Here is a 24,204-nt window from a genome sequence, read left to right on the forward strand (position 1 = left end):
CGCCCCTGAGACGACCTTGTCATGATCGCCATCGATTCTTCGGTGCTGGTGGACCTGCTGGCCGACGGCCCGCAGGCCGATGCCGCCGAAGCCTGCCTGCGTCAATGCCTGAGCAATGGACCCGTGGTGGTCTGTGACGTGGCGCTGGCCGAAGTCTGCAGCGCCTTGCGCGATGGCTCCGAGGCCCTGAGCGTGCTGGAGGAAATGAGCATCCGTTTCAACGCCCTGGAAGCCAAATCGGCGTTGCGCGCCGGCGAAATGCAGCGGCGCTACCGCCAGCGTGGCGGCGCCCGCAGCCGCGCGGTTCCCGATTTCCTGATCGGCGCCCACGCACTGCTGCAATGCGATGGACTGATCACCCGCGACGACAGCTTCTACCGCGACTATTTCAAGGGCCTCAAGCTGATCGTTCCTGCAGCCTGAGCCTTTCACACTTCAATCGATTTACCCGGAGACGTATCCATGCTTCAAGCCTACCGCCAACACGTTGCCGAACGCGCCGCGCTCGGAATTCCGCCGCTGCCGCTGTCCGCGCAACAGACCGCCGAGGTGATCGAACTGCTGAAGACCCCGCCTGCGGGCGAAGAAGCCTTCCTGGTCGACCTGATCACTCATCGCGTACCGGCGGGCGTGGACGACGCGGCCAAGGTCAAGGCGTCGTATCTGGCGGCGGTGGCGTTCGGCAGCGAAAAGTGCGCGCTGATTTCACGTGAACGCGCGACCGAGCTGCTCGGCACCATGCTGGGCGGCTACAACATCCATCCGTTGGTGGAGCTGCTGGACGACGCGCAGCTGGGCGCCATCGCCGCCGAAGCGCTGAAGAAGACGCTACTGATGTTCGACGCCTTCCATGACGTCAAGGACAAGGCCGATGCCGGCAACGCCCACGCGCAGGGCGTGATCAAGAGCTGGGCCGAGGCCGAATGGTTCACCAGCCGCCCCGAAGTGCCGCAAAGCCTCACCGTCACCGTGCTGAAGGTGACCGGCGAAACCAACACCGACGATCTGTCGCCCGCGCCGGACGCCACCACGCGTCCTGATATCCCGCTGCACGCGCTCGCCATGCTCAAGAACAAGCGCGATGGCATCACGCCCGAGGAAGACGGCAAGCGCGGCCCGGTGAAGTTCATCGAATCGCTGAAGGAAAAGGGCCATCTGGTCGCCTACGTGGGCGATGTGGTCGGCACCGGTTCCAGCCGCAAATCGGCGACCAACTCGGTGCTGTGGTTCACCGGTGAGGACATTCCCTTCATTCCCAACAAGCGTTTCGGCGGCGTGTGCCTGGGCAGCAAGATCGCGCCTATTTTCTACAACACGATGGAAGACGCCGGCGCGCTGCCGATCGAACTCGACGTCACCCAGATGAACATGGGCGATGTGGTCGAATTGCGTCCGTACGAAGGCAAGGCGCTCAAGAACGGCGAAGTGATCGCCGAATTCCAGGTCAAGTCGGACGTGCTCTTCGACGAAGTGCGCGCCGGCGGCCGCATCCCGCTGATCATCGGCCGCGGCCTGACCGCCAAGGCGCGCGAAGCGCTGGGCCTGCCGCCGTCCACTTTGTTCCGCCTGCCGCAGGTGCCCGCCGATACCGGCAAGGGCTTCACCCTGGCGCAGAAGATGGTCGGCCGCGCCTGCGGTCTGCCGGAAGGCAAAGGCATGCGTCCGGGCACGTATTGCGAGCCGAAGATGACCTCGGTGGGTTCACAGGACACCACCGGCCCGATGACGCGCGATGAATTGAAGGATCTGGCTTGCCTGGGCTTTTCAGCCGACCTGGTGATGCAGTCGTTCTGCCATACGGCGGCTTATCCGAAATCGGTGGACGTCAAGACCCATCACGAGCTGCCGGCCTTCATCAGCACGCGCGGCGGCATTCCGTTGCGTCCGGGCGACGGCATCATCCACAGCTGGCTCAACCGCATGCTGCTGCCCGACACCGTCGGCACCGGCGGCGACTCGCACACGCGCTTCCCGATAGGTATTTCGTTTCCGGCAGGCTCCGGCCTGGTTGCCTTCGCCGCGGCCACCGGCGTGATGCCGCTGGACATGCCCGAATCAGTGCTGGTGCGCTTCAAGGGCGAACTGCAGCCGGGCGTGACCTTGCGCGATCTGGTCAACGCGATTCCGCTGTACGCCATCAAATCCGGTCTACTGACGGTCGCCAAGCAGGGCAAGAAGAACATCTTCTCCGGCCGCATCCTCGAGATCGAAGGCCTGCCGAACCTGAAAGTGGAGCAGGCGTTCGAACTGTCCGACGCCTCGGCCGAACGCTCCGCCGCCGGCTGCACCGTGCATTTGGACAAAGCGCCGATCATCGAGTACATCAACAGCAATATCGTGATGCTGAAGTGGATGATCGCCGAGGGCTACCAGGACGTGCGTTCCATCACCCGCCGCATCAAGGCCATGGAAGCATGGCTGGCCGATCCACAATTGCTGGAACGCGATGCCGATGCCGAATACGCTGCGATCATCGACATCGACTTGGCCGACGTGCACGAGCCCATCGTCGCCTGCCCGAACGATCCGGACGACGTGAAGACGCTGTCCGAAGTCGCCGGCGCGCCGATCGAGGAAGTATTCATCGGTTCCTGCATGACCAACATCGGCCACTTCCGCGCGGCATCGAAACTGCTGGAAGGCAAGCGCGATATCCCGACCAAGCTGTGGGTCGCGCCGCCGACCAAGATGGATGCGGCCGAACTGACCAAGGAAGGCCACTACGGCACCTTCGGCACCGCCGGCGCGCGCATGGAAATGCCAGGTTGCTCGCTGTGCATGGGCAACCAGGCGCAGGTGCGCGAAGGCGCCACCGTGTTCTCCACCAGCACGCGCAATTTCCCCAACCGGTTGGGCAAGAACTCGAACGTGTACCTGGGCTCGGCGGAACTGGCCGCGATCTGCTCGCGCCTGGGGCGTATTCCCACCAAGGCCGAATACATGGCCGACATGGGCGTATTGAGCGCCAACGGTGCCGAGATCTACCGCTATATGAACTTCGATCAGATCGAGGACTACAAGGACGTAGCGGATACTGTAACTGCCTGATCGCGACGGCAACTTCCGCAATGAAAACCCGGGCTTCGTTCCGGGTTTTCATTGGCGGGAAGTTGTAGGAGCTGCGTAAGCTGCGACCCCATAAACGTTCTATGCAACGAATGGCTACACGGACTCATACCATCCGGTCGCAGCTTACGCAGCTCCTACAGTGGTTTTAACGCAACCACTCGCTGGCCGCATCGGCCATCGCACGGCGCGAGAACAGGAAATCCCAATAGCTGCCGCCGAGCTGCCGCCACAGCACCGCCGAACGCACCGCCGCCAGCAGAATGGCGCGGATCTCCGCCACCACGCCAGGCTGGCCCAGATAGTGCGGATTTCCCTGCACCATCACACGTGGGCGCAGGTGGCTGATGGTGTCCGCGTACAACGTGCCCAATGCCGAAAGCACGTCCGGATGCGTGCTGCCGGCGGACTCGGCCTGGGCCGATATCTCGTTTATTCCGCTGGCCACCGCCGCCACGGTATTGGTTTCGCCCACGAAGCGCCTTTCCAGCTGCAATACCGCCAGCGCAAGGCGGGGCAGGCCGTCGTCGGCGGTTTCCTTGTTGAAATAGTCGCGCAGCAGGCGCAAGCCGGGCGCCAGATCGGAGGCACGGCCGTAGACGGCCTGCGGCGTGTCGGCATCGATGCGGAACACGCTGTCCAGCACAGTCTGCACCGCGCTGGCGTCGGACTGGCCGGTCTCTGCGATGCGCCGCACCTGGGCCAGCGCCTGGACCACGCCGGCCAAGGCCAGCACGCGTTCTGGAAGGGGTCTGCTCAAGCTGCCTGCTCCGCTAATTTCTGTTCCAGAGGCGCATTGGTGCGCGCGATCACCGCACCGCCCAGGCACACATCGCCCTGGTAAAGCACCACCGATTGTCCCGGGGTCACGGCCCGTTGGGGATTCGAAAAAACTACTTCCAATGCGCCGTCGTCCGTGACTTTTACGCGGCAGGGTTCGTCCGCCTGCCGGTAGCGCGTCTGCGCCGTGCATACGAACTCATCGGCCGGAGGATCTCCTGCCACCCAGTGCGTGGCTTCCGACCACAACGCCGTGGATTGCAGGTAAGGGCTCGCCGTGTCCTGATCCACGTACAGCACATTGCTGGCCACGTCCTTGCCGACCACATACCACGGGGCGGCCGCGCGGCCGCGCACGCCGCCGATCTGCAGGCCCTCGCGCTGGCCGAGAGTGAAATAGAAAACTCCGGGGTGCTCGCCGATCTTCTGTCCGCCGGGGTCCCGCATCTCGCCGGTCCTGGCGGGCAGGTAGCGGCCGAGAAACTCGCGGAAATCACGCTCGCCGATGAAACAGATGCCAGTGGAATCCTTCTTGTCGTGGGTCGGCAATCCGGCTTGGCGGGCGATATCGCGCAAATCCGATTTCTGCAGCTCGCCCACCGGAAACAAGGTCGCCGACAACTGGGCCTGGCCCAGCTGATGCAGGAAGTAGCTCTGGTCCTTGTTACGATCCACCGCGCGCAGCAACTTGGACATGCCGCGCTCGTGAGCGATGCGCGCATAGTGGCCAGTGGCGATCTTCTCGGCGCCCAGTTCGCGCGCCGCATCCAGGAAATGCTTGAATTTCACTTCCCGATTGCACAGCACGTCCGGATTGGGCGTGCGGCCGGCGGCGTATTCGGCAAGGAAATGCGAGAACACTCCTTGCCAGTATTCGGCGGAAAAATCGCGGAAATGGAAGGGGATCCCCAGTTTTCCGCAGACCGCCACCGCATCCCGGCGATCCTCTTCCGCGCGGCAGTCGCCGCTGCCGTCGTCGGCCCAGTTCTGCATGAACAGCCCGGCCACTGAGTCGCCGGTCCGTTCGCTGTCCCTCACCAGCTGCAGGGCGGCCACCGACGAATCAACGCCGCCCGACACGCCCACGATGACGCGCGGCGTGCTCATGCGATCTGCTGCAGCATCGATAGCGGCGAGCGGCGTCCCGCCAGGTAGTCCTGCACCACCTGCCAGACCAGCGGGCTGCGGTGACGCGCCTGCTGTTCCTGCAATTCCGCGGGCGTCATCCACAACGCCTGCACGATGCCTTCATCCAGCTCGCGCGCCGCGTCGTGGCTCAGCGGCTCGGCGGCGAAAGCGAAACGCAGGTAATGCCGGTCGCCGCTGCCATCGGAATCGACGGCTTTCCATTGGTAGGCGCCGATGAATGCCGTCAATTTCACCTCCCAACCGGTTTCTTCGCGGGTCTCGCGCAGGGCCGCTTCGGACAGGCTTTCATCCGGCTCCAGATGGCCGGCCGGCTGATTGAACACCAGCTTGCCCTGGGCCCGTTCCTCGACCATCAACAGGCGTCCGTCGCGCACCACCACAGTGGCCACGGTCACGTCAGGCTGCCAGAAACGGCCTTCGCGGTAACTCACTTACAGATCGTCCTGGCCGGGACTGAGTTCGTTTTCCATTTCGTCGGCAAGCTTGATGGCCGCGTCGATAGCATCGTCCAGTTCTTCCTTGCTGGCATCGGATGGAATCTTGATCACGAAGGTCGCGTTCTTCCCCTGCTTCACCCAGGCGCCCAGCTTGGCGATGTTGGAGGCCTCCAGCAGGCGGTTGGCCACAGGCCCGGGGAAATCCTCGGTGGGCGATTCGTAGGCCGGCGACCAGACTTCGCGCACCGAGTGCTCGCCATAGGTCTCCACCCCGGACAGCACGTATACGATCTGGCTGCGGCCCTCGTCGCCAACCTCGAAGACCAGTTTGAAATCGTTGTCCTCGTCCAGCTCGTACTTGTAGCCCAGCTCGGTCAGCTGGGCCTTGATGCGCGCATCCGGAACGGTGCTTTCCGTTTCCTGGGCGCCCAGTGGCGCGGATATTACAAGGCCGATACCGAGGGCCAGCGAGAGGGACTTGAGGGGCGATTTCCTGTGCAAGGCGGTTCTCCAGTGATTTCATGAATTGTGCGGGCAGCGATGCGGCCCGTCCAATCCGTATAATTCTCCCATGCCCCGCAATAACGAAAACGAACGCGACCACAGCGTATTGGTGGAGACCAGCAAACCGGAGGTGGCGCGCCCGCCGCTGTACCAGGTACTGCTGCTCAACGACGACTACACCCCGATGGATTTCGTGGTGCTGGTACTGCAGCAGTTCTTCGCCATGGATATCGAAAAAGCCACCCAGGTGATGCTGCACGTCCATACCCGGGGGCGCGGCGTCTGCGGGGTCTATACCCGCGAAGTGGCCGAGTCCAAGGTCTCCCAGGTCAACGAATACGCACGGATGAGCCAGCACCCGCTGTTGTGCACGATGGAAAAGGCGTAAAAGCGGTGAAGGGAGAAGGGTAAAGGGCAAATGGGAGCCAGCGGCGGCCAGATCTTGAGCTTGGCCTTTGGCCATTGGTGCTTTCCATATCCTGAACACTGAAACCCGAAAGGGTTGTGGAAATCCGCCGGACAGGCCTCATATTGTGGGGAACAGCAGTCGGAGTAACCCATGTTCAGCAAAGATCTAGAGCAAACCATCGGCCAGTGCTACAAGCGCGCCCGTGAAGCCCGGCATGAATTCATGACCGTGGAGCACCTGCTGCTGGCCCTGCTGGACAACGCTTCGGCCCAGGCCGTGCTCAAGGCTTGCGGCGGCGACGCCCCACGCCTGCGCAACGACCTGGAACAGGCCATCGAGGCCTCCGTTTCGCGCCTGGCCGAGGATGATGGGCGCGACACCCAGCCCACCCTGGGCTTCCAGCGCGTGCTCCAGCGCGCGGTCTACCACGTGCAGTCCTCGGGCAAGAAGGAAGTCACCGGCGCCAACGTGCTGGTTGCGATCTTCGGCGAAAAAGACTCCCACGCGGTCTATTTCCTGACCCAGCAGGACGTCACCCGCCTGGACGTGGTCAATTACCTGTCGCACGGTATCGCCAAGCAGGGCGAGGAGCACGAATCCGGCGGCCACCCCGAAGGCGAGGGCAAGACCGGCGAGGGTGCCGAGGGCGAGGGCAAGGGCGACGCCTTGGCCGAATTCGCCAGCAACCTCAACGAACTGGCGCGCAGCGGCAAGATCGATCCGCTGGTGGGCCGCGCCGACGAGGTCGAGCGCACCATCCAGGTCCTGTGCCGCCGCCGCAAGAACAATCCGCTCTATGTGGGCGAGGCCGGCGTGGGCAAGACCGCCCTGGCCGAGGGTCTGGCCAAGCGCATCGTCGAAGGGCAGGTGCCCGAAGTGCTGCTGGATGCGACCATCTTCTCACTGGACCTGGGCGCGCTGGTCGCGGGCACCAAGTACCGCGGCGACTTCGAAAAGCGCCTGAAGGGCGTGCTCTCGGCGATCAAGAAGCTGCCTGGGGCCATCCTGTTCATCGACGAAATCCACACCATCATCGGCGCCGGCTCGGCCAGCGGCGGCACCATGGACGCCAGCAATCTGATCAAGCCCGCGCTGGCTTCGGGCGAGCTGCGCTGCATCGGTTCCACCACCTTCCAGGAATACCGCGGCATCTTCGAAAAAGACCGCGCCCTGGCGCGCCGCTTCCAGAAGATCGACATCGTCGAACCCACCGTCGGCGAAACCTTCGAGATCCTGCAGGGCCTGAAGCCAAAATACGAAGCCCACCACCACGTCACCTATGCCGACGACGCGTTGCAGGCGGCGGTGGACCTGTCGGTCAAGCACATCGGCGACCGCCTGCTGCCCGACAAGGCCATCGACGTCATCGACGAGGCCGGTGCGCGCCAGCAGCTGCTGCCCGAGGGCGTGCGCAAGAGCCTGATCGACGTCGAGGAAATCGAGACCATCGTGGCCAAGATGGCGCGTATTCCTGCCAAGCAGGTGTCCTCGTCCGACAAGGACGTGCTGCAGCACCTGGAGCGCAACCTGAAGATGGTGATCTTCGGCCAGGATCCGGCCATCGAGACGCTGGCCTCTGCGATCAAGCTGGCCCGCTCGGGCCTGGCCAATCCGGACAAGCCGATCGGCAATTTCCTGTTCGCCGGCCCCACCGGCGTGGGCAAGACCGAGGTGACCAAGCAGCTGGCGCTGCAGCTGGGTATAGAACTGGTGCGCTTCGACATGAGCGAATACATGGAATCGCATTCGGTCAGCCGCCTGATCGGCGCGCCTCCGGGCTACGTCGGTTTCGACCAGGGCGGCCTGCTGACCGAGAAGATCGTCAAGACCCCGCATTGCGTGCTGTTGCTGGACGAAGTCGAGAAGGCGCACCCGGATATTTTCAACATCCTGTTGCAGGTCATGGACCGCGGCATCCTCACCGACACCAACGGTCGCGAAGCCAATTTCAAGAACGTGATCCTGGTGATGACCACCAATGCCGGCGCCACCCAGGCGGCGCGGCGCACCATCGGTTTCACCCAGCAGGACCATTCCACTGATGCGATGGAAGTGATCCGCAAGAGCTTCACTCCCGAATTCCGCAATCGCCTGGACGCGGTGGTGCAGTTCCAGGGGTTGGGCTTCGATCATATCCAGCGCGTGGTGGACAAGTTCCTGATCGAGCTGGAAATGCTGCTGCAGGAGAAGCACGTAAGCCTGTCCAGCACGCCGGCCGCACGCGACTGGCTGGCCAAGCACGGTTTCGACCCGTTGATGGGCGCACGCCCGATGTCCCGCCTGATCCAGGACAAGGTCAAACGTCCGCTGGCCGACGAGTTGCTGTTCGGCAAGCTGGTGGGCGGCGGGCGCGTCAGCATCGACGTGAAGGACGACGACCTGGTGGTCGTCGCCCAATCCGAACCGGAGCGGCTGTTGCCTGCGACTGTCTAGGCGGCAATCCAGACACGGATGGAAAAGGCGGCCGTTCGGCCGCCTTTTTTGTCCATAACGCTGGGTTTATTCCGCCATCATCGATTCTTGCGGGCGTATTGCTGGTATTCGTGCTCGTCCACACGTATCACTTCGCGCACATTGCAGCTGTCGCGCTTGGTCGAAATTTTTGTTTCCTTCGGGCACAGCCGGTTGGCCTGGCCTTCAGTGCTGATCTTGACGCTTGATGAGAGGGAAATGGCGCTGCAACTGCCGCCGAATCCGAGCCGGTAGTAGTTATCGCCGTCTTTGACCAGCAGGTACTGGGAACCGAAGCGCGTGGCCTGGTAATCGGTAGGCAGGTCGACGCAATCCGCCAGCTTGTCGTTGTCCTGCTGAGCGTGGGCTGCGGTCGCGAAACCCAAAAGGGCCACGAGAATCATTGTCGATTTGAGCTTGAACATCTGAGCCTGACCAGGATGACAGCCCGGAAGTGGGCTGAGCTCAGGTTAGGCAACCCGGGGCAGGCATGAATCTGCTTGAAGTGTCGGTGACCAATCGCACGTGCTCAGACCAAAGCATGCAAAGTCGGTAGGCGGCCGGTTAGGGCGCAGATTCTGCAAGAACGACAAAGGCGACCGAAGTCGCCTTTGTTATCAATGACTTGATGAAATTACTTCATCCGGTATGTGATGCGACCCTTGGTCAGGTCGTAGGGGGTCATTTCGACCTTTACCTTGTCGCCGGTGAGGATGCGGATGTAGTTCTTGCGCATGCGGCCGGAGATGTGGGCGATGATTTCGTGCCCGTTCTCCAGCTTGACCCGGAACATGGTGTTGGGCAGCGTCTCGGTGACGGTGCCTTCGAATTCGATTGAGTCGTCTTTCGACATGTAAACCTGTAGGTGTAGCGAGCGGCGTGGGCCGTAAGAGCGGGGATTCTACGCGCCGGCCGCCGTGCATGCAAAAAATGCGTTAATCGGCGCTGACTTCCGCTAGTGCGGCGGCCTGGATTATGCCGAAGCGCCGGGTCCAAACGCCCCCAGCTTCCGGGATCCGGGTAAGCACGCCCACCTGGGCCAGGAACCGGGAACGCGGCCAGCTTTCCGCCCCCAGGCTGGACAGGTGCGGATTTTCCACCTGGGCATCGATCAGCGGCCATCCCCATTCGCGCAAACGCAGCGCCAGCGCGGCCAGCGCCACCTTGGACCCGCCGGATTCCCCGCTGTACATGCTTTCGCCGAAAAACATCCGGCCGATCGCCACCCCGTAAATGCCGCCGACCAGGCGGTTTTCATTCGAATCCCCGACATCGAAGACCTCGACCGAATGCGCATGGCCCAGCCGGTGCAACTCCAGGTAAGCGGCCTGCATGTCATCGGTGATCCAGGTGCCGTCCTGGCCCGGCCGGGGCGTGCCGGCGCAAGCGGCGACCACGCTGGCGAACGCGGTGTCGGCGCGCACCTGCCACGCGCTTCGGCGCAGCTGCCGCCGGAAACGCGAGGACAACCGGACGCCTTCCGTACGGAACACCATGCGCGGATCCGGCGTCCACCACAGCACCGGCTGGCCTTGGGAATACCAGGGGAAGATGCCTTGGCGGTAGGCGTTGAGCAGGCGCCTCGGAGAAAGATCTCCGCCGATGGCCAGCAGACCATCGGGCTGGCGCAGCGCGGCCTCGGCCGGAGGGAAGGGCGATTCCGGATCAATGCCAAGCAAGACAGGATGGCGGCTCATCCCTCCATTGTAGGAGCGGGCCCTGCCCGCGAAGCTCTATTTTGACGACCAGCAAAAGCGTCGCGGGCAGGGCCCGCTCCTACAGGTGGCGGAAAGGGGAATGGGAGGCCAGCGTGGCGGCATAGCGCTGCACCGAGCGGGTTTCCTCGGCGCACCAGTGCTTCAGCGCATCGGCGAAGTCCGCATCGGCGATCCAGTGCCGGCTGCGCACAAAGGTCGGCAGAAAGCCACGTGCCAGCTTGTGCTCGCCCTGGGCGCCGGGTTCGAAGACCTTCAGGCCTTCGCGCAGGCAGTATTCGATGCCCTGGTAGTAGCAGGTTTCGAAATGCAGCCCGGGCGAGGTTTCGCTGGCACCCCAATAGCGGCCGTAAAGCGTGTCGCCGCCGCGCAGGCACATCGCACCTGCTATCGGACGGCTTTCGCGCTCGGCCAGAAACAGCACCAGGTTGCGAGGCATCGTTCGGGCCAAATGGCGGATGAATTCCAGGGTCAGCGCGGGAGAGTTTCCATAATCGCGGAACGTCAGCAGGTAGAAGGCGAACATGGTCGCCAGGTCCTCGTCGCTGGCCTCGTCGCCGTGCACGACGCGGAAGCCGATGCCGGCGCGCTGCACCTTGGCGCGTTCCTGGCGGATGTTCTTGCGGTGCTTGTGGTCGAAGGCGGCGAGGAAGCCGTCGAAATCCTTCCAGCCCGCTTCGTTGCGCCAGTGGTATTGCACATCGGTACGGGCCAGCCATTCAGGGCCGAACGTGGAATCCTCCTCGTCCGTGTGGAAATTGATGTGGGCTGAGGACAAGCGGCCATCGCGCGCCTGCACGATAGTGGCGTCCAGTAGGGCTGTCCTATGCGCCTGCGTGCGCGCAAGCAGGCGCGGCCCGGTGACGGGCGAGTAGGGCACCGCGCCCAGCCACTTGGGGAAGTAGTCCCGTCCATACTGCGCGTAGGCGTGCGCCCAGGCATGGTCGAACACGAATTCGCCGTGCGAATTGGTTTTCAAGTAGCCGGGGGCGGCAGCCACCAGTTCACTGCCTTCCCACAAGGTGATGTGCTGTGGAATCCAGCCCCAGTCCTCGCGCAGGCAGCCGTGTTCCTCAAGACCGGACAAGAAGGCGTGACGAACGAATGGGTTGCGGCCGTCGTGCAGCGCATCCCACTGCGCCGCGGGAATTCGGCTCAAGGTGTCGAGCGTGCGCACAGAAGGCATCAAGGGCGCAGGTGCAGTAGATCGATGGTAGGCGGGTTGAACAAGCGCATGGGCAGTCCGATTTCTCCGACCCCCGTGGTAACGAAGACGCGCACATCCCCTTCCCGAGTATGGGCGAACTGCTCGGAACGGTCGAAGCCATAAGCGCTGGGTATGACACGCCGGTATAGCCAGGGAATCCGGATCTGTCCGCCGTGCGTATGTCCGGCCAGCACGATCGCCGCATCGGTCGGTGCCAGCCCCATCGCGCTGTCCGGGTTGTGCGCGACCACGATCGTGGGCACAGCCGCGGGCCTGGCCTTGAGGAAAGCAGGATCGTCCTTGCCTGCCCAGCGATCGCCCAATCCCGCCCAGCGATAGCCGGATCGTGTATCGACGAGACGGCCTTCGAGGATCTCCACCCCGTGATCGGTCAGCGCTTGGCGCAAGGCCTGGTCGATATCCGGGCCGGGAGCCTGCTGGTCGTGGTTGCCCAATACGGCATACACCGGCTTGCGCGCCCGGGCGAGCGGGGCGAAAAGCGCAGGCAACGCGCCTGGTTCTGGCTCGTAGGTCAAATCACCCGCGATTACGATTGCATCGGCCGGCAAGGTATTGATGCGGCCGACGATGCGCTCGAGGAACTCCGGGTCCTTGTAGATTCCCAGATGGATATCGCTGATAAGGGCGATGTCGGCATTCATGCCGGTTCCGGAAAGCGTGGTTTCCCGCACCCGAATCATCTGCGGCTCGACGAACCGCGCCCATACGAACAACAGACTTAGCGCCAGCAGGCAGCCCGCGAACATGCGTACGCGCTTTCCCGACTTGCGCATCCGCCAAAGCAGGTAAGCAATGAACGGGAACGCGAGATAGCTGCCATAGAACAGGCAGTGCTTGATCAGGATCTTGTCCATGCCCTGCGCGGCCGTTGCGAGGATGCGGCTATTCAGGCGTCCTTATCGAGGAAGCGCTCGGCATCCAGCGCGGCCATGCAACCGAAACCGGCCGAGGTAATGGCCTGTCGGTAGACCTGGTCGGCCACATCGCCGGCAGCGAACACGCCCGGCACGGTGGTGGCGGTGGCTTCGCCGTCCAGGCCCGTGCGGATGGTGATGTAGCCGTTCTTCATCGCCAGCTGCCCCTCGAACAGGCTGGTATTGGGCGTATGGCCGATGGCCACGAACAGCCCGTGCGCGGTGATCTCACGCGTGCTGTCGTCCTGCACCGACTTGACCCGCACGCCGGTGACGCCGGCCTCGTTGCCCAGCACTTCGTCGACCGCGTGGTGCCAGACCAGTTCGATCTTGCCGGACTGGACCTTGGCGAACAGCTTGTCCTGCATGATCTTTTCCGCGCGCAGAGTGTCGCGGCGATGCACCAGGTAGACCTTGCGGGCGATATTGGAGAGATAAAGCGCTTCCTCGACAGCCGTGTTGCCGCCGCCCACCACCACCACATCCTGGTCGCGGTAGAAGAACCCGTCACAGGTGGCGCAGGCGGACACGCCGCGGCCCTTGAAGTGCTCTTCCGATTCCAGGCCCAGGTACTTGGCAGTAGCGCCGGTGGCGATCACCAGGGCGTCGGCGGTGTACTCGCCGTTGTCGCCGATCAGCTTGAACGGGCGCTGGGCCAAGTCCACGGTGTGGATGTGGTCGAAGATCACCTCGGTGTCGAAGCGCTCGGCATGCGCCTGCATGCGCGTCATCAGGTCCGGGCCCATCAGGCCGTGGGCGTCGCCCGGCCAGTTGTCCACTTCGGTGGTGGTCATCAGCTGACCCCCTTGCTGCAGCCCGGTGATCAGGACCGGCTTGAGGTTGGCCCGCGCGGCATAGACAGCGGCGGTCCAACCGGCGGGGCCGGAACCCAGGATCAAGAGACGGCAGTGCTTTGAAGTGCTCATGTATACTCAAAATGAAGGTGGGAAAGGCGATGCGGCTGCGTTTTCGCATCGCTTCGGCAAGCGCATAGAGTGGCGGTGGGGCGAAGTTGAATCAAGGCGTACCGGTGGAATGCGCTGATGCGTATTGGTTTGTGGCGATCTCATAGCCCCGTTCGTGGTGAGCCTGTCGAACCACGCTCTTTGCGGGTTAGCACCGAATACTGAGCTCGTCCGCGAAAAGCGTGGTTCGACAGGCTCACCACGAACGGGATCATGGAGATCCTCGGTTACCGGTAATCGCATCACAATGGCGGATTGCTACTGAAATCCCTTCCTGATTCGTTTATTATCAAAGACTAATGCAGCATTCTTAAGGTCTGGTCGATAGGTGGCAAAGCAGCTTCCGGAAACTTCCAAAGCCAAGGGCGCCAATTCGGCCGCCCGCAAGCAGGCGTCGGCGGTCAATCCGCGCCGCCAGCGCCTGTGGCGCGATCTTGCGCTGATCGCCATCGCGCCATTGCTGCTCTATCTGCTGGCGAGTCTGTTCACGTATTCGCCCGACGATCCCAGCTGGACGCAGTCCGGTAGCCTGACCGCACCCATCCATAATCTGGGCGGACGAGTAGGGGCTTGGGTGGCGGCATTGCTGCTTTCGTTCTGCGGCTATGTGGCCTTCCTGCTGCCGATCATGCTGGGCGTGGTCGCGTGGATAGCGCTGTTTGGCATGGATACCGATGGCGATGGCGAGGCCGACCTGGGGCCGGCGCTACGCCTGGTCGGCATCGTGGGCTTCCTGATTTCATCGACTGGACTGCTGTTCATGCGTGACCTGCCCGCCGCGGATTTCTCCGCAGGGCCGGGCGGCATCCTCGGCAAGCTGGTGGGTAGTTCGCTCAACACCTTGTTCGGCAGCCTGGGCGGCAATCTATTCCTGCTGGCCCTGTTCCTGGTTTCGGTGACCCTGGCCACCGGCCTGTCCTGGTTCGCAGTGATGGAGCGCATCGGCAAGGGCGTGATGGCGTTGCCGGCGCTGTTCCGCCGCGGCACCCATCAAGCGGCGGAATGGCAACAGACCCGCGTGCTGCGCGAGGAGCGCGAGGAAGTCCGCAAGGTGGACGCGGTGCAGCGCGCCCGCCGCGAACCCGTGCACATCGAACCGCCGCCGGCACCGGTGATCGAAAAGAGCGACCGCGCCAAGCGCGAGCAGCAGATCCCGTTGTTCCACGGTACCGGTGGCGACGACTCCGGCATTCCGCCGCTGTCGCTGCTGGACGATCCCAAGCCGCAGACCCGGGGGTATTCCGAGGAAACCCTGGAAACCCTGTCGCGCCAGATCGAATTCAAGCTCAAGGACTTCCGCATCGACGTGCAGGTGGTCGGCGCCTATCCGGGGCCGGTGATCACGCGTTTCGAGATGGAACCCGCGCCCGGCGTGAAGGTCAGCCAGGTCAATTCGCTGGACAAGGACATCGCCCGCGGCCTCAGCGTGAAATCCGTGCGCGTGGTGGACGTGATTCCCGGCAAGTCGGTGATCGGTCTGGAAATCCCCAATACCAGCCGCGAGATGATCTACCTCAGCGAGCTGTTGCGTTCCAAGGAATACGACAAGTCGCCCAGCCCGCTGACGATTGCCTTGGGCAAGGACATCGCCGGCCGCCCGACCGTGGCCGATCTGGCGCGCATGCCGCACTTGCTGGTCGCCGGCACCACCGGCTCGGGCAAGTCCGTTGCGGTCAACGCCATGGTTCTGAGCCTGCTGTACAAAGCCAGCGCCAAGGACGTGCGCATCCTGATGATCGACCCGAAGATGCTGGAGCTGTCCGTCTACCAGGGCATTCCGCATCTGCTGGCGCCGGTGGTCACCGACATGAAGGAGGCTGCCAACGGCCTGCGCTGGTGCGTGGCGGAAATGGAGCGCCGCTACAAGCTCATGAGCGCGGTGGGCGTGCGCAACCTGGGCGGCTTCAACAAGAAGGTCAAGGATGCCCAGGATGCCGGGCAGCCATTGATGGATCCGCTGTTCAAGCCCAACCCCGATTTGTCCGAAGCGCCGATGCCGCTGGAGACGTTGCCTTTCATCGTTATCTTCATCGACGAATTCGCCGACATGATGATGATCGTCGGCAAGAAGGTGGAGGAACTGATCGCGCGCCTGGCGCAGAAATCGCGCGCCGCCGGCATGCACCTGATCCTGGCCACGCAGCGCCCGTCGGTGGACGTGATCACCGGCCTGATCAAGGCCAATATCCCCACCCGCATCGCCTTCCAGGTTTCCAGCAAGATCGATTCGCGCACCATCCTGGACCAGTCGGGCGCCGAAACGCTGCTGGGCATGGGCGACATGCTTTACCTGCCGCCCGGCACCGCCATGCCCGAGCGCATCCATGGCGCCTTCGTCAGCGACGAAGAAGTGCACCGCGTGGTCGAGCATCTGAAAGCCACCGGCAAGGCCGACTACATCGAAGGCGTGCTGGAGGAAATCCAGACCATGGGCGACGGCACCGTGGTCGGAGCCACCGGCCTGCCCGAAGCCGCGGCGGGATCGGGCGACGCCGAAAGCGACCCGCTCTACGACGAAGCGGTGCGCATCGTCACCGAAACGCGCCGGGCCTCCATCTCCGGCGTGCAGCGCCGGCTGAAGATCGGCTACAACCGCGCCGCGCGCCTGGTCGAAGCCATGGAAGCGGCAGGCGTAGTGACTCCGCCCGAACACAACGGCGATCGCAGCGTGCTGGCGCCGCCGCCGCGCGACTGATGACGCCGGCAACGACCGCATTCCTGCGGCACTCCATCGGATAACCGGAAAATGCGCATGCGACCTATCGCCGCACTGCTGTTGATCGCCTTTTCTTCCGCCACCTTGGCGCAAGAACCGGCGAGCTCGACCCAGACGACTGCTCCAACGGAGCCACAGCCCGCCGCCGCGCAGGAACCCGTCAACAGCTTCAGCTTCGTCCGCTACCGTGCCGATTACGAAGTGAAGGCCGACGCCACCAGCGTGGAAACCAACGAATACGAAATCCTGATCAAGACCAAGGCCGGCGTGGACAACTTCAGCCAGGTGCGCCTGAGCTACAGCGAGAAGATGGAGTCGCTGGAAGTGTTGGCGGCTTACACGCTGACGCCCGACGGCGAGCGCCACGACGTGCCGGCGGACAAGATCTACACCCAGGAGAGTTATTCCAGCGCCTCGGCCGCGATGTACGCCGACCGCAAGGTCAAGGTCATCGTATTCCCCAATCTCTCGCCCGGCACGCGCTTGGTCTACCGCTATCGGCAGAGCCAGAACGCTCCGTATTTTCCCGGCTATTTCGGCCTGTGGGAAAACCTGAGCCTGTTCACCCAGTACGACGACGCCAAGATCACCCTGAGAGCGCCGAAAAGCCTGCCCATGCATCTGTACACCCGTGACGTGCAGGGCAGCGATCGCCCCAGAGTAGAGGGGGACACGGCGCACTGGTCATGGACCTATCAGCGCAGGAACCCGATGCAGAACCAGAACTGGACCGCGGCCGGCTGGGAATACGGCCCCACCATCATGGCCAGCACCTATCCCGATTTCTCCGCGATGGGCCGTGCCTACCAGCTGAAAGGCGCCGAAGCGGCCGCGCTCACCCCGGCCCTGCGGTCGCGCGCCGACGAGATCACCAAAGGCATCGGCGACAGCCGCGCGCAAGCGGCCGCGATCTACGAATGGGTCGCCAAGAACATCCGCTACGTCGCCGTCTATCTGGGCAATGGCGGCCTGGAGCCGAATTCGGCCGACAGCATCCTGGCCAACCGTTACGGCGACTGCAAAGACCACACCGTGATCCTGGAAGCGCTGCTGGCCGCCAAAGGCATCGCCAGCACGCCCGTGCTGATCGGCGCAGGCGGCGGGCCGACCTTGCCGCCGGTCGCGGTGCTGGGCCGCTTCAACCACGCGATCAACTATCTGCCGGAATTCGATCTTTATCTGGATTCCACCAGCCCGTACGCGCGCTTCGGCCAGCTGCCCGCCAGCGACCTGGGGGCACCGGTAGTGCACACAGCGGATGGAAAGCTCTCGCGCACGCCCGCCAACAGCCCTGCGGTGAGCGCCTACCGGGCCGACAGTTTCTACACCTTCACCGCCAACGGCGATGTCAGCGGATATACGCTGCAGGACAGCGGCGCTTCGGGCGAAATCGGTTTGCGCGGCTCGTTCTCGCAGCTCACCTTGCAAAACCGGGCGCGGGTGGAAGAGTCCATCATGTCCGCTTCCGGCTTCAATGGCGTGGGACGCCTGAAACTGAAAGGCGACGTGGACGATCTGGGCAAGCCGTTCGGCTATTCGTTCGAGTTCGACGCCACCGACTACGTCGATTTCAGCGTGGTCGGCGGAATGACGCTTCCGGATCCGCCGGGCGCCGATTCGATGCGCGGCATCTACGCCACCGCTTCCAGCGAAACCAACGCCACGCCGTTCTATTGCAACGACAGCCTGCGGGAAGAAACCTATACGCTGAAATTCCCTGCGACGGTCCCACTCATCGCCATCCCGCGCAGCAGCCGTTTCAGCAACGCGGCCGGCGAGTATGAAGCCAGCTGGAAGCGGGAAGGGCAGGTGGTGACCGCTACGCATCGCCTCAGCCTCAACGCCATCCATGGACCCGACAAGCTGTGCCTGCCCGCCGACTATCCTGCTTTCCGCGAGCTCTACCAGTACGTACGCCGCGGATTCCGCGCACAGATCGTATACGGGGACTTGAATACGGCGCAGGTTTCAGAGGAGGTTGTGCGCTAAAGCTATCCATCTAGCTTTATTCGGATACCCAAGAATATAAATTCCCGTTCGTGGTGAGCCTGTCGAACCACGCTTTTCGCGCAACAGAGTGTGTGTGGTAAGCCGGACCTGAAGCACCGCACCAAGAGCGTGGTTCGACAGGGCCACCACGAACGGCTTTACTTAATCCCGGTTCTTTTTACTTAATGCCCCGGTTCCAATGATTCGACGCGATTCATCGATGGTCCAGCCAAATCGGTGCGTGTTCAGCTTCAACTCGCGACACTGTCGCCATATCGCTCCCCAGGGATCCTCATGAAACAGCCCCTCCATACGTTTTCCTTCGGTGTCTTTTTTCTCGGCGCCGCACTGCTGGCAGGCAATGCCTGCGCCGGAGCGCGCGACGACCTGAAATCCTTCACCACCGGCCTCAAGGGCCTGGACGGGCAGTTCAGCCAGCAGGTCTACGATGCCAAGGGCAAGCTCAAGGAATCCTCCAGCGGCCGCGTGGCCTTGTCCACGCCGCGCCTGTTCCGCTGGGAATACGCCAAACCGTACCCGCAGCTCATCGTCGCCGACGGCAAGAAGGTGTGGGTCTACGACCCCGACCTCCAGCAGGTCACCGTGCGCGAGCAGGGCAGCGAAGAACAGAACAGCCCGTTGTCGGCGCTGATCGACCCGGCCAAACTGGATCAGCAGTTCAACGTCAAGGAATCCGGTACCGCCGACGGCCTGCAATGGCTGACCCTTACGCCGAAGAGCGAGGGCGAGGCCAGCTTCCAGTCCGCACGCCTGGGCTTCGGCAGGGGCGGATTGAGCCGGATGGAAGTGCTCGATGCCGTCGGCCAGAACACCAAAATCAGCTTCAGCGGTTGGAAGCGCAATCCGGCATTCGCCGCGACCACGTTCAAGTACACGCCGGGCAAGGGTGTGGATATCGTCGGCGACATCTAATAAGTCGGCCCCCGTATCAAGTACGGGGCGGGCTCTACGCGGCCGACAGGGCATTTTTCCGCCAAAGCGTCGGGGACGTGGCCCCGACCTACGTTTTTCGTTCAAGTTCCAAGGCGTCGGGGCGTAGCCCCGACCTGCTTTGCATCGTCTGCGACCGGTGACCGCTAGAATGTCCCAGTGGCGAAGCCGAAGAACAAACTGACCGACGAACCCGATCTGCTCAGCGTGGACCGCACCGCGATGCGTCCGCTGGCCGAGCGCATCCGGCCCCGAACTCTGGACGAAATGGTCGGCCAGCGCCGCCTGCTCGCGCCGGGCAGCGCCCTGCGCCGTGCGGTCGAGTCGGGCCATGTGCATTCGATGATCCTGTGGGGTCCGCCCGGTTGCGGCAAGACCACGCTGGCGCTGCTGCTGGCCAAGTACGCCGACGCCGAATTCAAGGCAATCTCCGCGGTGTTGTCGGGACTGCCCGAAGTGCGGCAGGTACTGGCCGAAGCCGCGCACCGTTTCGCCGACGGGCGCCATACCGTGCTGTTCGTGGACGAGGTGCATCGCTTCAACAAGGCCCAGCAGGATGCGTTCCTGCCGCATATCGAACGCGGCACCATCATTTTCGTGGGCGCGACCACCGAAAATCCGTCCTTCGAATTGAATTCCGCATTGCTCTCGCGATGCCGCGTGCACGTTATGGAAGCGGTGTCGCGCGAGGACATCATGGAAGCGATGCGGCATGCCCTGGCCGACGAGGAACGTGGCCTGGGCGGGCAGGGTATCCAGGTATCCGAGCAGTCCCTGGGCGAAATCGCCGGCGCGGCCGATGGCGATGTACGCCGCGCGCTTACTCTGCTGGAGATCGCGGCCGAACTGGCGCTCGGCGAGGGCGGCGAGATCACCGAGCAGACCCTGCTGCAGGTGCTCGCGGACCGCACCCGCCGTTTCGACAAAGGCGGCGAGCAGTTCTACGACCAGATATCGGCGCTGCACAAATCGGTGCGCAGCTCCAACCCCGATGGCGCTCTGTACTGGCTTACCCGCATGCTGGATGGGGGCTGCGACCCCGGATACCTGGCGCGGCGCATGACCCGCATGGCGGTGGAGGATGTGGGCTTGGCCGATCCGCGCGCTTTGCAGATGGCCATCGAAGCCTGGGAAACCTACGACCGCCTGGGCAGCCCCGAAGGCGAGCTTGCCTTGGCGCAGTTGGTGATCTACCTGGCCAGCACCGCCAAGTCCAATGCCGGTTACGTAGCTTTCGGCGCCGCCAAGCGCGATGTGCGCGAATACGGCACCCAGGACGTGCCCATGCATCTGCGCAATGCGCCGACCAAACTGATGAAGGAGCTGGGCTATGGCACCGGCTACCAATACGATCACGATGCTGAGGGCGGTATCGCCCTGGACCAGACCGCCTTCCCCGATGCGATGGGCGAGCGTGTGTATTACGAACCGGTGGAGCGGGGCATGGAGATCAAGTTGAAGGAAAAGATAGATCGCTTGCGTGCGGCTCGTAGCGAAGCGCGGCGCAGCAACGACAAGCCGCGTAGCGGCAAGAAATCAGAAACATGAGCACAGCTTTGATGCAGGCCGTCGCAGTAGCCGTAGGCGGCGCGGCTGGTGCGCTGTTGCGCCACGGAGTGAATCTGCTCTTGCCCAGAACCGCACAGCACGCATTTTCCGCTTCCACCCTGGCCGTAAACGTCGTCGGATGTTTTTTCGCAGGCCTGCTGTTGGTCTGGATATTGCAGCGCAGCGAAACCGATTTCTGGCGTGCACTGCTATTGACCGGCCTGATGGGCGGCCTGACCACGTTTTCCGCGTTTGGCTTGGACTTGCTGTATTTGGTACGCGCGGAACGCTGGGCCTGGTTGGGCCTGACCGTTTTCCTGCACGTCGCATTGGGACTGGTCGCAGTACTGGCAGGCTGGCGGATAGGACAATCAGCGTGGCCGATGCCCGGATGAGGCTGCGCAATCGGGCATGTTTTTACGCCTGAAATCGCCTCAAAAACGGGCGGTTGCAATCCACGCCTGGCCTTTTTTGTTAACCGTGAAGCGCATGTTTTTCAGCGCCATTTTTCAGCGTATTCCATCGAATTTGTCCGGTAGCTGATTTTGGCTGCGTTCTTGGCACGAATTTGTGTAACCGCCGATACAACGCCGCCCGATGGTTTCCCACCCTCTTCATTCATTAGTTTTTCTTCACACGACACAAGCGCGCTCATAACAAATCGCATTGTTAATGCGACGAACGTCGCTTGATTGATGCCTCCCCTGGGTATCGGGCCGACGTGTCAGGAGAATGGAGATGAGTACAAAAAAGACCTTGATTGCATCTGCGGTCGCGCTCGGCCTGGGATTGGGCGGCCAGGCGTTTGCCGCGGAAAACACCGAAAACGGCGCTGGCGAGAATCTGCAGGTAGCGATCGACACGATCACTCTTACGGACAGCAGCGACAACAGCGATAACAGTGACAACAGCGACAATAGCGATAACAGCGACAACAGCGCCAATGGCGTCGCTTATGCGGACGGCTTCGGCACTGCCGCCGCCAACAATGGCGGAACGGCCACGGCCACCTTCTCGAATTCGTTCAACCACAGCAAGGCCATCGCCACGACCAAGCTCAATGGCTATGTCACCGATGTGCGCGTGCACGATATCGGTAATGTCGCCAACAACTGGGGCGACGCCAATGGCGCCCGCGGCGGTGCCGGCGGCGACGGCTACGGCGGCGAAGGCAACGGCGGCAATGGCTACGGTGGCAATGGCGGCGACGGCGGCGACGGCGGCAGTGGCGGTTCCGGCGGCGATGCCAACAACGGCAGCGCGTCGGCTGGCGATTCCAGCAACGGCAGCGCCTGGATCGGCGACGCCAACGCCGGCAACGGTGGCCGTGGCGGACGTTCCGACCACAACGATAGCGGCCGCGGCGGCGATGGCGATGGCGACGGCGGCGATGCGGGCGCGCTCAGCGCGGCCGGCGGCGGTGACGCTCTTGCCGGCGGCGGCGACGGCGGCGGCTTGAGTGCGGCCGGCGGCGGCGATGGCGACGGTCAGAGCGGACGCGTGCGCGAGCGCGGTGCAGGCAGCGCGACCAGCGGCGATGCGACCGGAACCGGCGGCGCCGGCACTTCCGGCGACGGCACCGGCACCGGTGGCACCGCAACAGCCAGTGGCGGCGCGGGCACCTCAGGTGCGGCCACCTCTACCGGCGGCGCGGGTTCCGGCACGGGCGGCAACAGCGGCGACGTGGCCAGCACCGCGGGCAACGGCGGCGATGGCGGTTCGGCCACCAATGGCGATGCCACCAATGGCGGCGCGTCCTCCAGCGCGACCAATGGCGATGCGACTGCCGGCGATGGCGCAGTAGGCGCGATGGGCGCCGAAGGCGGCGTGGGCGGCGATGGCAACGGCGGCACCGGCAATGGCGGCGTCGGCAACGGCGCGGTCGGCGGAGCAGGCGGCAATGGCGGTTCAGTGGCCAACGACGCAGGCGCCTTCGACATGTCCAACAACATGACCAGCGTCGGCCAATCGGCAGCGGGCGTCATGGTGGCGGCTCAGAACAGCGGCGCAGCCTCGCTGATCCAGCAGGGCATCACCGTGCAAGCCAACCTGACCGTAGGTCCGTAAGCGGTTCGCAACGATGCACCGGTCCGTTACGGCGGCCCGGTGCATCACGCGCACGATCGTGCCGGAACGGACGGCGGGCGCGTGCGGAACGCGTGGAAAAGGAGAAACCACCATGCGCATCAATCGCATCACTTTGTCGCTAGCCTGTGTGCTAGCGACCAGCCCCTGCCTGGCAGGCTCCACCGAAGCGTCTGTACAGGGGCACGACGCCGATGGCCTGCCTGCAACCGGCACTGTGGCCTTCGTGCTTGTCGACGGCGTTGCCGACAGCGACAAGCTCCCCGACGGCGTGCTTTTCGGCAAGGAAATCCAACCGACGGCAGCGGTCGCAGCATCGTCCGATGAAGTCAGCAAGCCCAGCATCGGAATTCCAGTCGATGCCGGAGAACTGGAACAGTTGCGCGGTGGGGAAAGCACCGTCGACAACGATGTGCTGATAGACGGAACCGTCGAAGGCAATACCGCCGACCATATCGTCAGCGGCGCCAATGTCATCAGCGACGGGTCGTTCGCCAACGGCAACGGCATCAACACGGTGATCCAGAACACCGGCAGCAACGTGCTGATCCAGAATGGGATGGTAGTGAACGTGCAGTTCGTGGCGCCGACGCCATGACCAGAGCCGTATCCCTGGTTGTGGTCGCCGGTTTGGCCTTGTCGCTACTGGCATGGGCCATGCCGGTGCGGGCGGGAGGAATCGACGTGCGCGCGCCGTACGGCGGCAGCTACGGCTTGCGCATCACCAGTTTGAAGGAGGCGCGGTTCAGGACCACCGTGCCCCAACGCTACGATTTCAGTTGCGGATCGGCGGCTACGGCCACGTTGTTGAGTTACCAGTACGGCGTGCCGGCGAACGAAGAACAGGTCTTCGTGAAGATGTACACCAACGGCGACCAGGCCAAGATCCGCAAGGAAGGCTTCTCCATGCTGGACATGCGGCGCTATCTGCAATCGCGGGGTTTCGAGGCCGACGGCTTCGAACTACCGCTGGACAAGCTGTCCGAAGAAGGCGTGCCGGCGATCGTGTTGTTGAACGACCGCGGCTATCGGCATTTCGTCGTGGTCAAGGGTTTGCGCAATGGTCGCGTACTGCTGGGCGATCCTGCGCGCGGCACCCGAGCGATGTCGCGTGCGCGCTTCGAGGCGCTGTGGGACAACCGGGTGTTGTTCGTGATCCATAACCGGCGCGAGATCGCACGCTTCAATCACCCGCGCGACTGGCGCACCGCGCCGCCAGCCCCGCTGGACATGGGCATCCAACGCGAAGGGCTGCGCAATATCGCCATGCCCCGACGCGGCCCGGGAGACATCTGAG

The 24,204-nt window shown here is 63.4% G+C and carries 23 protein-coding genes; 12 read left to right on the plus strand and 11 right to left on the minus strand.

Going from position 1 to position 24,204, the window contains the following annotated elements:
* The first annotated feature begins 21 nt into the window (after positions 1 to 21).
* Entirely contained in the window at positions 22 to 423 is a 402-nt protein-coding gene (locus BLR66_RS02775) for a type II toxin-antitoxin system VapC family toxin (protein WP_093280102.1), read from the plus strand.
* 39 nt (positions 424 to 462) lie between these two features.
* Positions 463 to 3,048 carry a bifunctional aconitate hydratase 2/2-methylisocitrate dehydratase gene (acnB, locus tag BLR66_RS02780; protein ID WP_093280103.1) on the plus strand — a complete coding sequence of 862 codons (2,586 nt, stop codon included), beginning with the start codon at positions 463 to 465 and terminating at the stop codon, positions 3,046 to 3,048.
* 166 nt (positions 3,049 to 3,214) lie between these two features.
* Here acnB and hflD read toward each other — a convergent pair whose 3' ends face one another.
* Genes hflD through BLR66_RS02800 form a run of 4 tightly spaced genes read right to left on the minus strand, consistent with a single transcriptional unit; the run spans position 3,215 to position 5,933 of the window.
* A complete protein-coding gene (hflD, locus tag BLR66_RS02785; RefSeq protein ID WP_093280104.1) occupies positions 3,215 to 3,826 on the minus strand; it encodes a high frequency lysogenization protein HflD in 612 nt (203 codons plus the stop codon).
* A complete protein-coding gene (gene mnmA / locus BLR66_RS02790) occupies positions 3,823 to 4,953 on the minus strand; it encodes a tRNA 2-thiouridine(34) synthase MnmA (RefSeq protein ID WP_093280105.1) in 1,131 nt (376 codons plus the stop codon). The genes hflD and mnmA overlap by 4 nt, the downstream gene beginning before the upstream one ends.
* Positions 4,950 to 5,426 (minus strand): NUDIX hydrolase, encoded by a 477-nt coding sequence (locus BLR66_RS02795; protein ID WP_093280106.1) that lies wholly within the window; start codon positions 5,424 to 5,426, stop codon positions 4,950 to 4,952. The genes mnmA and BLR66_RS02795 overlap by 4 nt, the downstream gene beginning before the upstream one ends.
* Positions 5,427 to 5,933, minus strand: a complete 507-nt coding sequence (locus tag BLR66_RS02800) for a YbjN domain-containing protein (protein ID WP_093280107.1) — start codon at positions 5,931 to 5,933, stop codon at positions 5,427 to 5,429.
* Positions 5,934 to 6,003: 70 nt separating this feature from the next.
* On the opposite strand from BLR66_RS02800, the gene clpS reads away from it, so the two are divergent.
* Entirely contained in the window at positions 6,004 to 6,324 is a 321-nt protein-coding gene (clpS, locus tag BLR66_RS02805; RefSeq protein WP_093280108.1) for an ATP-dependent Clp protease adapter ClpS, read from the plus strand.
* Between the two features lie 171 nt (positions 6,325 to 6,495).
* Positions 6,496 to 8,778 (plus strand): ATP-dependent Clp protease ATP-binding subunit ClpA, encoded by a 2,283-nt coding sequence (gene clpA, locus BLR66_RS02810; RefSeq protein WP_093280109.1) that lies wholly within the window; start codon positions 6,496 to 6,498, stop codon positions 8,776 to 8,778.
* A gap of 77 nt (positions 8,779 to 8,855) precedes the next feature.
* Here the strand turns inward: clpA and BLR66_RS02815 are convergent, their stop codons facing one another.
* From BLR66_RS02815 to trxB, 6 genes are all read right to left on the minus strand, one after another.
* Positions 8,856 to 9,221, minus strand: coding sequence for a DUF2059 domain-containing protein (locus BLR66_RS02815; protein WP_143014532.1), 366 nt, complete (start codon positions 9,219 to 9,221; stop codon positions 8,856 to 8,858).
* Between the two features lie 209 nt (positions 9,222 to 9,430).
* On the minus strand, positions 9,431 to 9,649 hold the full coding sequence (infA, locus tag BLR66_RS02820; RefSeq protein ID WP_079726088.1) for a translation initiation factor IF-1: 219 nt from the start codon (positions 9,647 to 9,649) through the stop codon (positions 9,431 to 9,433).
* Positions 9,650 to 9,731: 82 nt separating this feature from the next.
* Entirely contained in the window at positions 9,732 to 10,493 is a 762-nt protein-coding gene (gene aat / locus BLR66_RS02825; protein WP_093280111.1) for a leucyl/phenylalanyl-tRNA--protein transferase, read from the minus strand.
* A 79-nt stretch (positions 10,494 to 10,572) separates the two neighbouring features.
* A complete protein-coding gene (locus BLR66_RS02830) occupies positions 10,573 to 11,697 on the minus strand; it encodes a GNAT family N-acetyltransferase (protein ID WP_093280112.1) in 1,125 nt (374 codons plus the stop codon).
* Complete coding sequence (locus BLR66_RS02835) at positions 11,697 to 12,593, minus strand: metallophosphoesterase (RefSeq protein ID WP_093280113.1); 897 nt, start codon at positions 12,591 to 12,593, stop codon at positions 11,697 to 11,699. The genes BLR66_RS02830 and BLR66_RS02835 overlap by 1 nt, the downstream gene beginning before the upstream one ends.
* A 32-nt stretch (positions 12,594 to 12,625) precedes the next feature.
* On the minus strand, positions 12,626 to 13,579 hold the full coding sequence (gene trxB, locus BLR66_RS02840) for a thioredoxin-disulfide reductase (RefSeq protein ID WP_093280114.1): 954 nt from the start codon (positions 13,577 to 13,579) through the stop codon (positions 12,626 to 12,628).
* A gap of 367 nt (positions 13,580 to 13,946) precedes the next feature.
* On the opposite strand from trxB, the gene BLR66_RS02845 reads away from it, so the two are divergent.
* From BLR66_RS02845 to BLR66_RS02865, 5 genes are all read left to right on the plus strand, one after another.
* Positions 13,947 to 16,313 carry a DNA translocase FtsK gene (locus BLR66_RS02845; protein ID WP_093280115.1) on the plus strand — a complete coding sequence of 789 codons (2,367 nt, stop codon included), beginning with the start codon at positions 13,947 to 13,949 and terminating at the stop codon, positions 16,311 to 16,313.
* 51 nt (positions 16,314 to 16,364) lie between these two features.
* Positions 16,365 to 18,323: a DUF3857 domain-containing protein gene (locus BLR66_RS02850; protein WP_093280116.1), complete on the plus strand. Its 1,959-nt coding sequence runs from the start codon at positions 16,365 to 16,367 to the stop codon at positions 18,321 to 18,323.
* Positions 18,324 to 18,617: 294 nt separating this feature from the next.
* The gene (gene lolA, locus BLR66_RS02855) at positions 18,618 to 19,256 is read left to right on the plus strand and encodes an outer membrane lipoprotein periplasmic chaperone LolA (protein ID WP_093280117.1); all 639 of its coding nucleotides are present in this window, start codon (positions 18,618 to 18,620) and stop codon (positions 19,254 to 19,256) included.
* A 240-nt stretch (positions 19,257 to 19,496) separates the two neighbouring features.
* Positions 19,497 to 20,822: a replication-associated recombination protein A gene (locus tag BLR66_RS02860; RefSeq protein WP_093284226.1), complete on the plus strand. Its 1,326-nt coding sequence runs from the start codon at positions 19,497 to 19,499 to the stop codon at positions 20,820 to 20,822.
* The gene (locus tag BLR66_RS02865) at positions 20,819 to 21,217 is read left to right on the plus strand and encodes a fluoride efflux transporter FluC (protein WP_093280118.1); all 399 of its coding nucleotides are present in this window, start codon (positions 20,819 to 20,821) and stop codon (positions 21,215 to 21,217) included. The genes BLR66_RS02860 and BLR66_RS02865 overlap by 4 nt, the downstream gene beginning before the upstream one ends.
* 101 nt (positions 21,218 to 21,318) lie before the next feature.
* Here the strand turns inward: BLR66_RS02865 and BLR66_RS19105 are convergent, their stop codons facing one another.
* Complete coding sequence (locus BLR66_RS19105) at positions 21,319 to 21,477, minus strand: hypothetical protein (RefSeq protein ID WP_176943741.1); 159 nt, start codon at positions 21,475 to 21,477, stop codon at positions 21,319 to 21,321.
* An 83-nt stretch (positions 21,478 to 21,560) separates the two neighbouring features.
* On the opposite strand from BLR66_RS19105, the gene BLR66_RS02870 reads away from it, so the two are divergent.
* The 3 genes from BLR66_RS02870 (at position 21,561) to BLR66_RS02880 (ending at position 24,203) form a co-directional block, all read left to right on the plus strand.
* Positions 21,561 to 22,889, plus strand: coding sequence for a hypothetical protein (locus BLR66_RS02870; RefSeq protein WP_093280119.1), 1,329 nt, complete (start codon positions 21,561 to 21,563; stop codon positions 22,887 to 22,889).
* 112 nt (positions 22,890 to 23,001) lie between these two features.
* Positions 23,002 to 23,505: a hypothetical protein gene (locus tag BLR66_RS19360; RefSeq protein WP_093280120.1), complete on the plus strand. Its 504-nt coding sequence runs from the start codon at positions 23,002 to 23,004 to the stop codon at positions 23,503 to 23,505.
* The gene (locus BLR66_RS02880) at positions 23,502 to 24,203 is read left to right on the plus strand and encodes a C39 family peptidase (RefSeq protein WP_093280121.1); all 702 of its coding nucleotides are present in this window, start codon (positions 23,502 to 23,504) and stop codon (positions 24,201 to 24,203) included. The genes BLR66_RS19360 and BLR66_RS02880 overlap by 4 nt, the downstream gene beginning before the upstream one ends.
* Position 24,204 lies beyond the last annotated feature (1 nt).

It is taken from the genome of Pseudoxanthomonas sp. CF125 (genome assembly GCF_900104085.1).
In the GTDB taxonomy this organism is placed as follows: Bacteria; Pseudomonadota; Gammaproteobacteria; order Xanthomonadales; family Xanthomonadaceae; genus Pseudoxanthomonas_A.

Excerpts from the sequence above, each read along its gene's own strand:
- BLR66_RS02775 (WP_093280102.1), top strand. The coding sequence starts at position 22 with ATGATCGCCATCGATTCTTCGGTGCTGGTGGACCTGCTGGCCGACGGC.
- acnB (WP_093280103.1), top strand. The coding sequence starts at position 463 with ATGCTTCAAGCCTACCGCCAACACGTTGCCGAACGCGCCGCGCTCGGA.
- mnmA (WP_093280105.1), bottom strand. The coding sequence starts at position 4,953 with ATGAGCACGCCGCGCGTCATCGTGGGCGTGTCGGGCGGCGTTGATTCG.
- clpS (WP_093280108.1), top strand. The coding sequence starts at position 6,004 with ATGCCCCGCAATAACGAAAACGAACGCGACCACAGCGTATTGGTGGAG.
- clpA (WP_093280109.1), top strand. The coding sequence starts at position 6,496 with ATGTTCAGCAAAGATCTAGAGCAAACCATCGGCCAGTGCTACAAGCGC.
- BLR66_RS02815 (WP_143014532.1), bottom strand. The coding sequence starts at position 9,221 with ATGTTCAAGCTCAAATCGACAATGATTCTCGTGGCCCTTTTGGGTTTC.
- infA (WP_079726088.1), bottom strand. The coding sequence starts at position 9,649 with ATGTCGAAAGACGACTCAATCGAATTCGAAGGCACCGTCACCGAGACG.
- aat (WP_093280111.1), bottom strand. The coding sequence starts at position 10,493 with ATGAGCCGCCATCCTGTCTTGCTTGGCATTGATCCGGAATCGCCCTTC.
- BLR66_RS02830 (WP_093280112.1), bottom strand. The coding sequence starts at position 11,697 with ATGCCTTCTGTGCGCACGCTCGACACCTTGAGCCGAATTCCCGCGGCG.
- BLR66_RS02835 (WP_093280113.1), bottom strand. The coding sequence starts at position 12,593 with ATGGACAAGATCCTGATCAAGCACTGCCTGTTCTATGGCAGCTATCTC.
- trxB (WP_093280114.1), bottom strand. The coding sequence starts at position 13,579 with ATGAGCACTTCAAAGCACTGCCGTCTCTTGATCCTGGGTTCCGGCCCC.
- BLR66_RS02850 (WP_093280116.1), top strand. The coding sequence starts at position 16,365 with ATGCGCATGCGACCTATCGCCGCACTGCTGTTGATCGCCTTTTCTTCC.
- lolA (WP_093280117.1), top strand. The coding sequence starts at position 18,618 with ATGAAACAGCCCCTCCATACGTTTTCCTTCGGTGTCTTTTTTCTCGGC.
- BLR66_RS02860 (WP_093284226.1), top strand. The coding sequence starts at position 19,497 with ATGCGTCCGCTGGCCGAGCGCATCCGGCCCCGAACTCTGGACGAAATG.
- BLR66_RS02865 (WP_093280118.1), top strand. The coding sequence starts at position 20,819 with ATGAGCACAGCTTTGATGCAGGCCGTCGCAGTAGCCGTAGGCGGCGCG.
- BLR66_RS19105 (WP_176943741.1), bottom strand. The coding sequence starts at position 21,477 with ATGAGCGCGCTTGTGTCGTGTGAAGAAAAACTAATGAATGAAGAGGGT.
- BLR66_RS02870 (WP_093280119.1), top strand. The coding sequence starts at position 21,561 with ATGAGTACAAAAAAGACCTTGATTGCATCTGCGGTCGCGCTCGGCCTG.
- BLR66_RS19360 (WP_093280120.1), top strand. The coding sequence starts at position 23,002 with ATGCGCATCAATCGCATCACTTTGTCGCTAGCCTGTGTGCTAGCGACC.
- BLR66_RS02880 (WP_093280121.1), top strand. The coding sequence starts at position 23,502 with ATGACCAGAGCCGTATCCCTGGTTGTGGTCGCCGGTTTGGCCTTGTCG.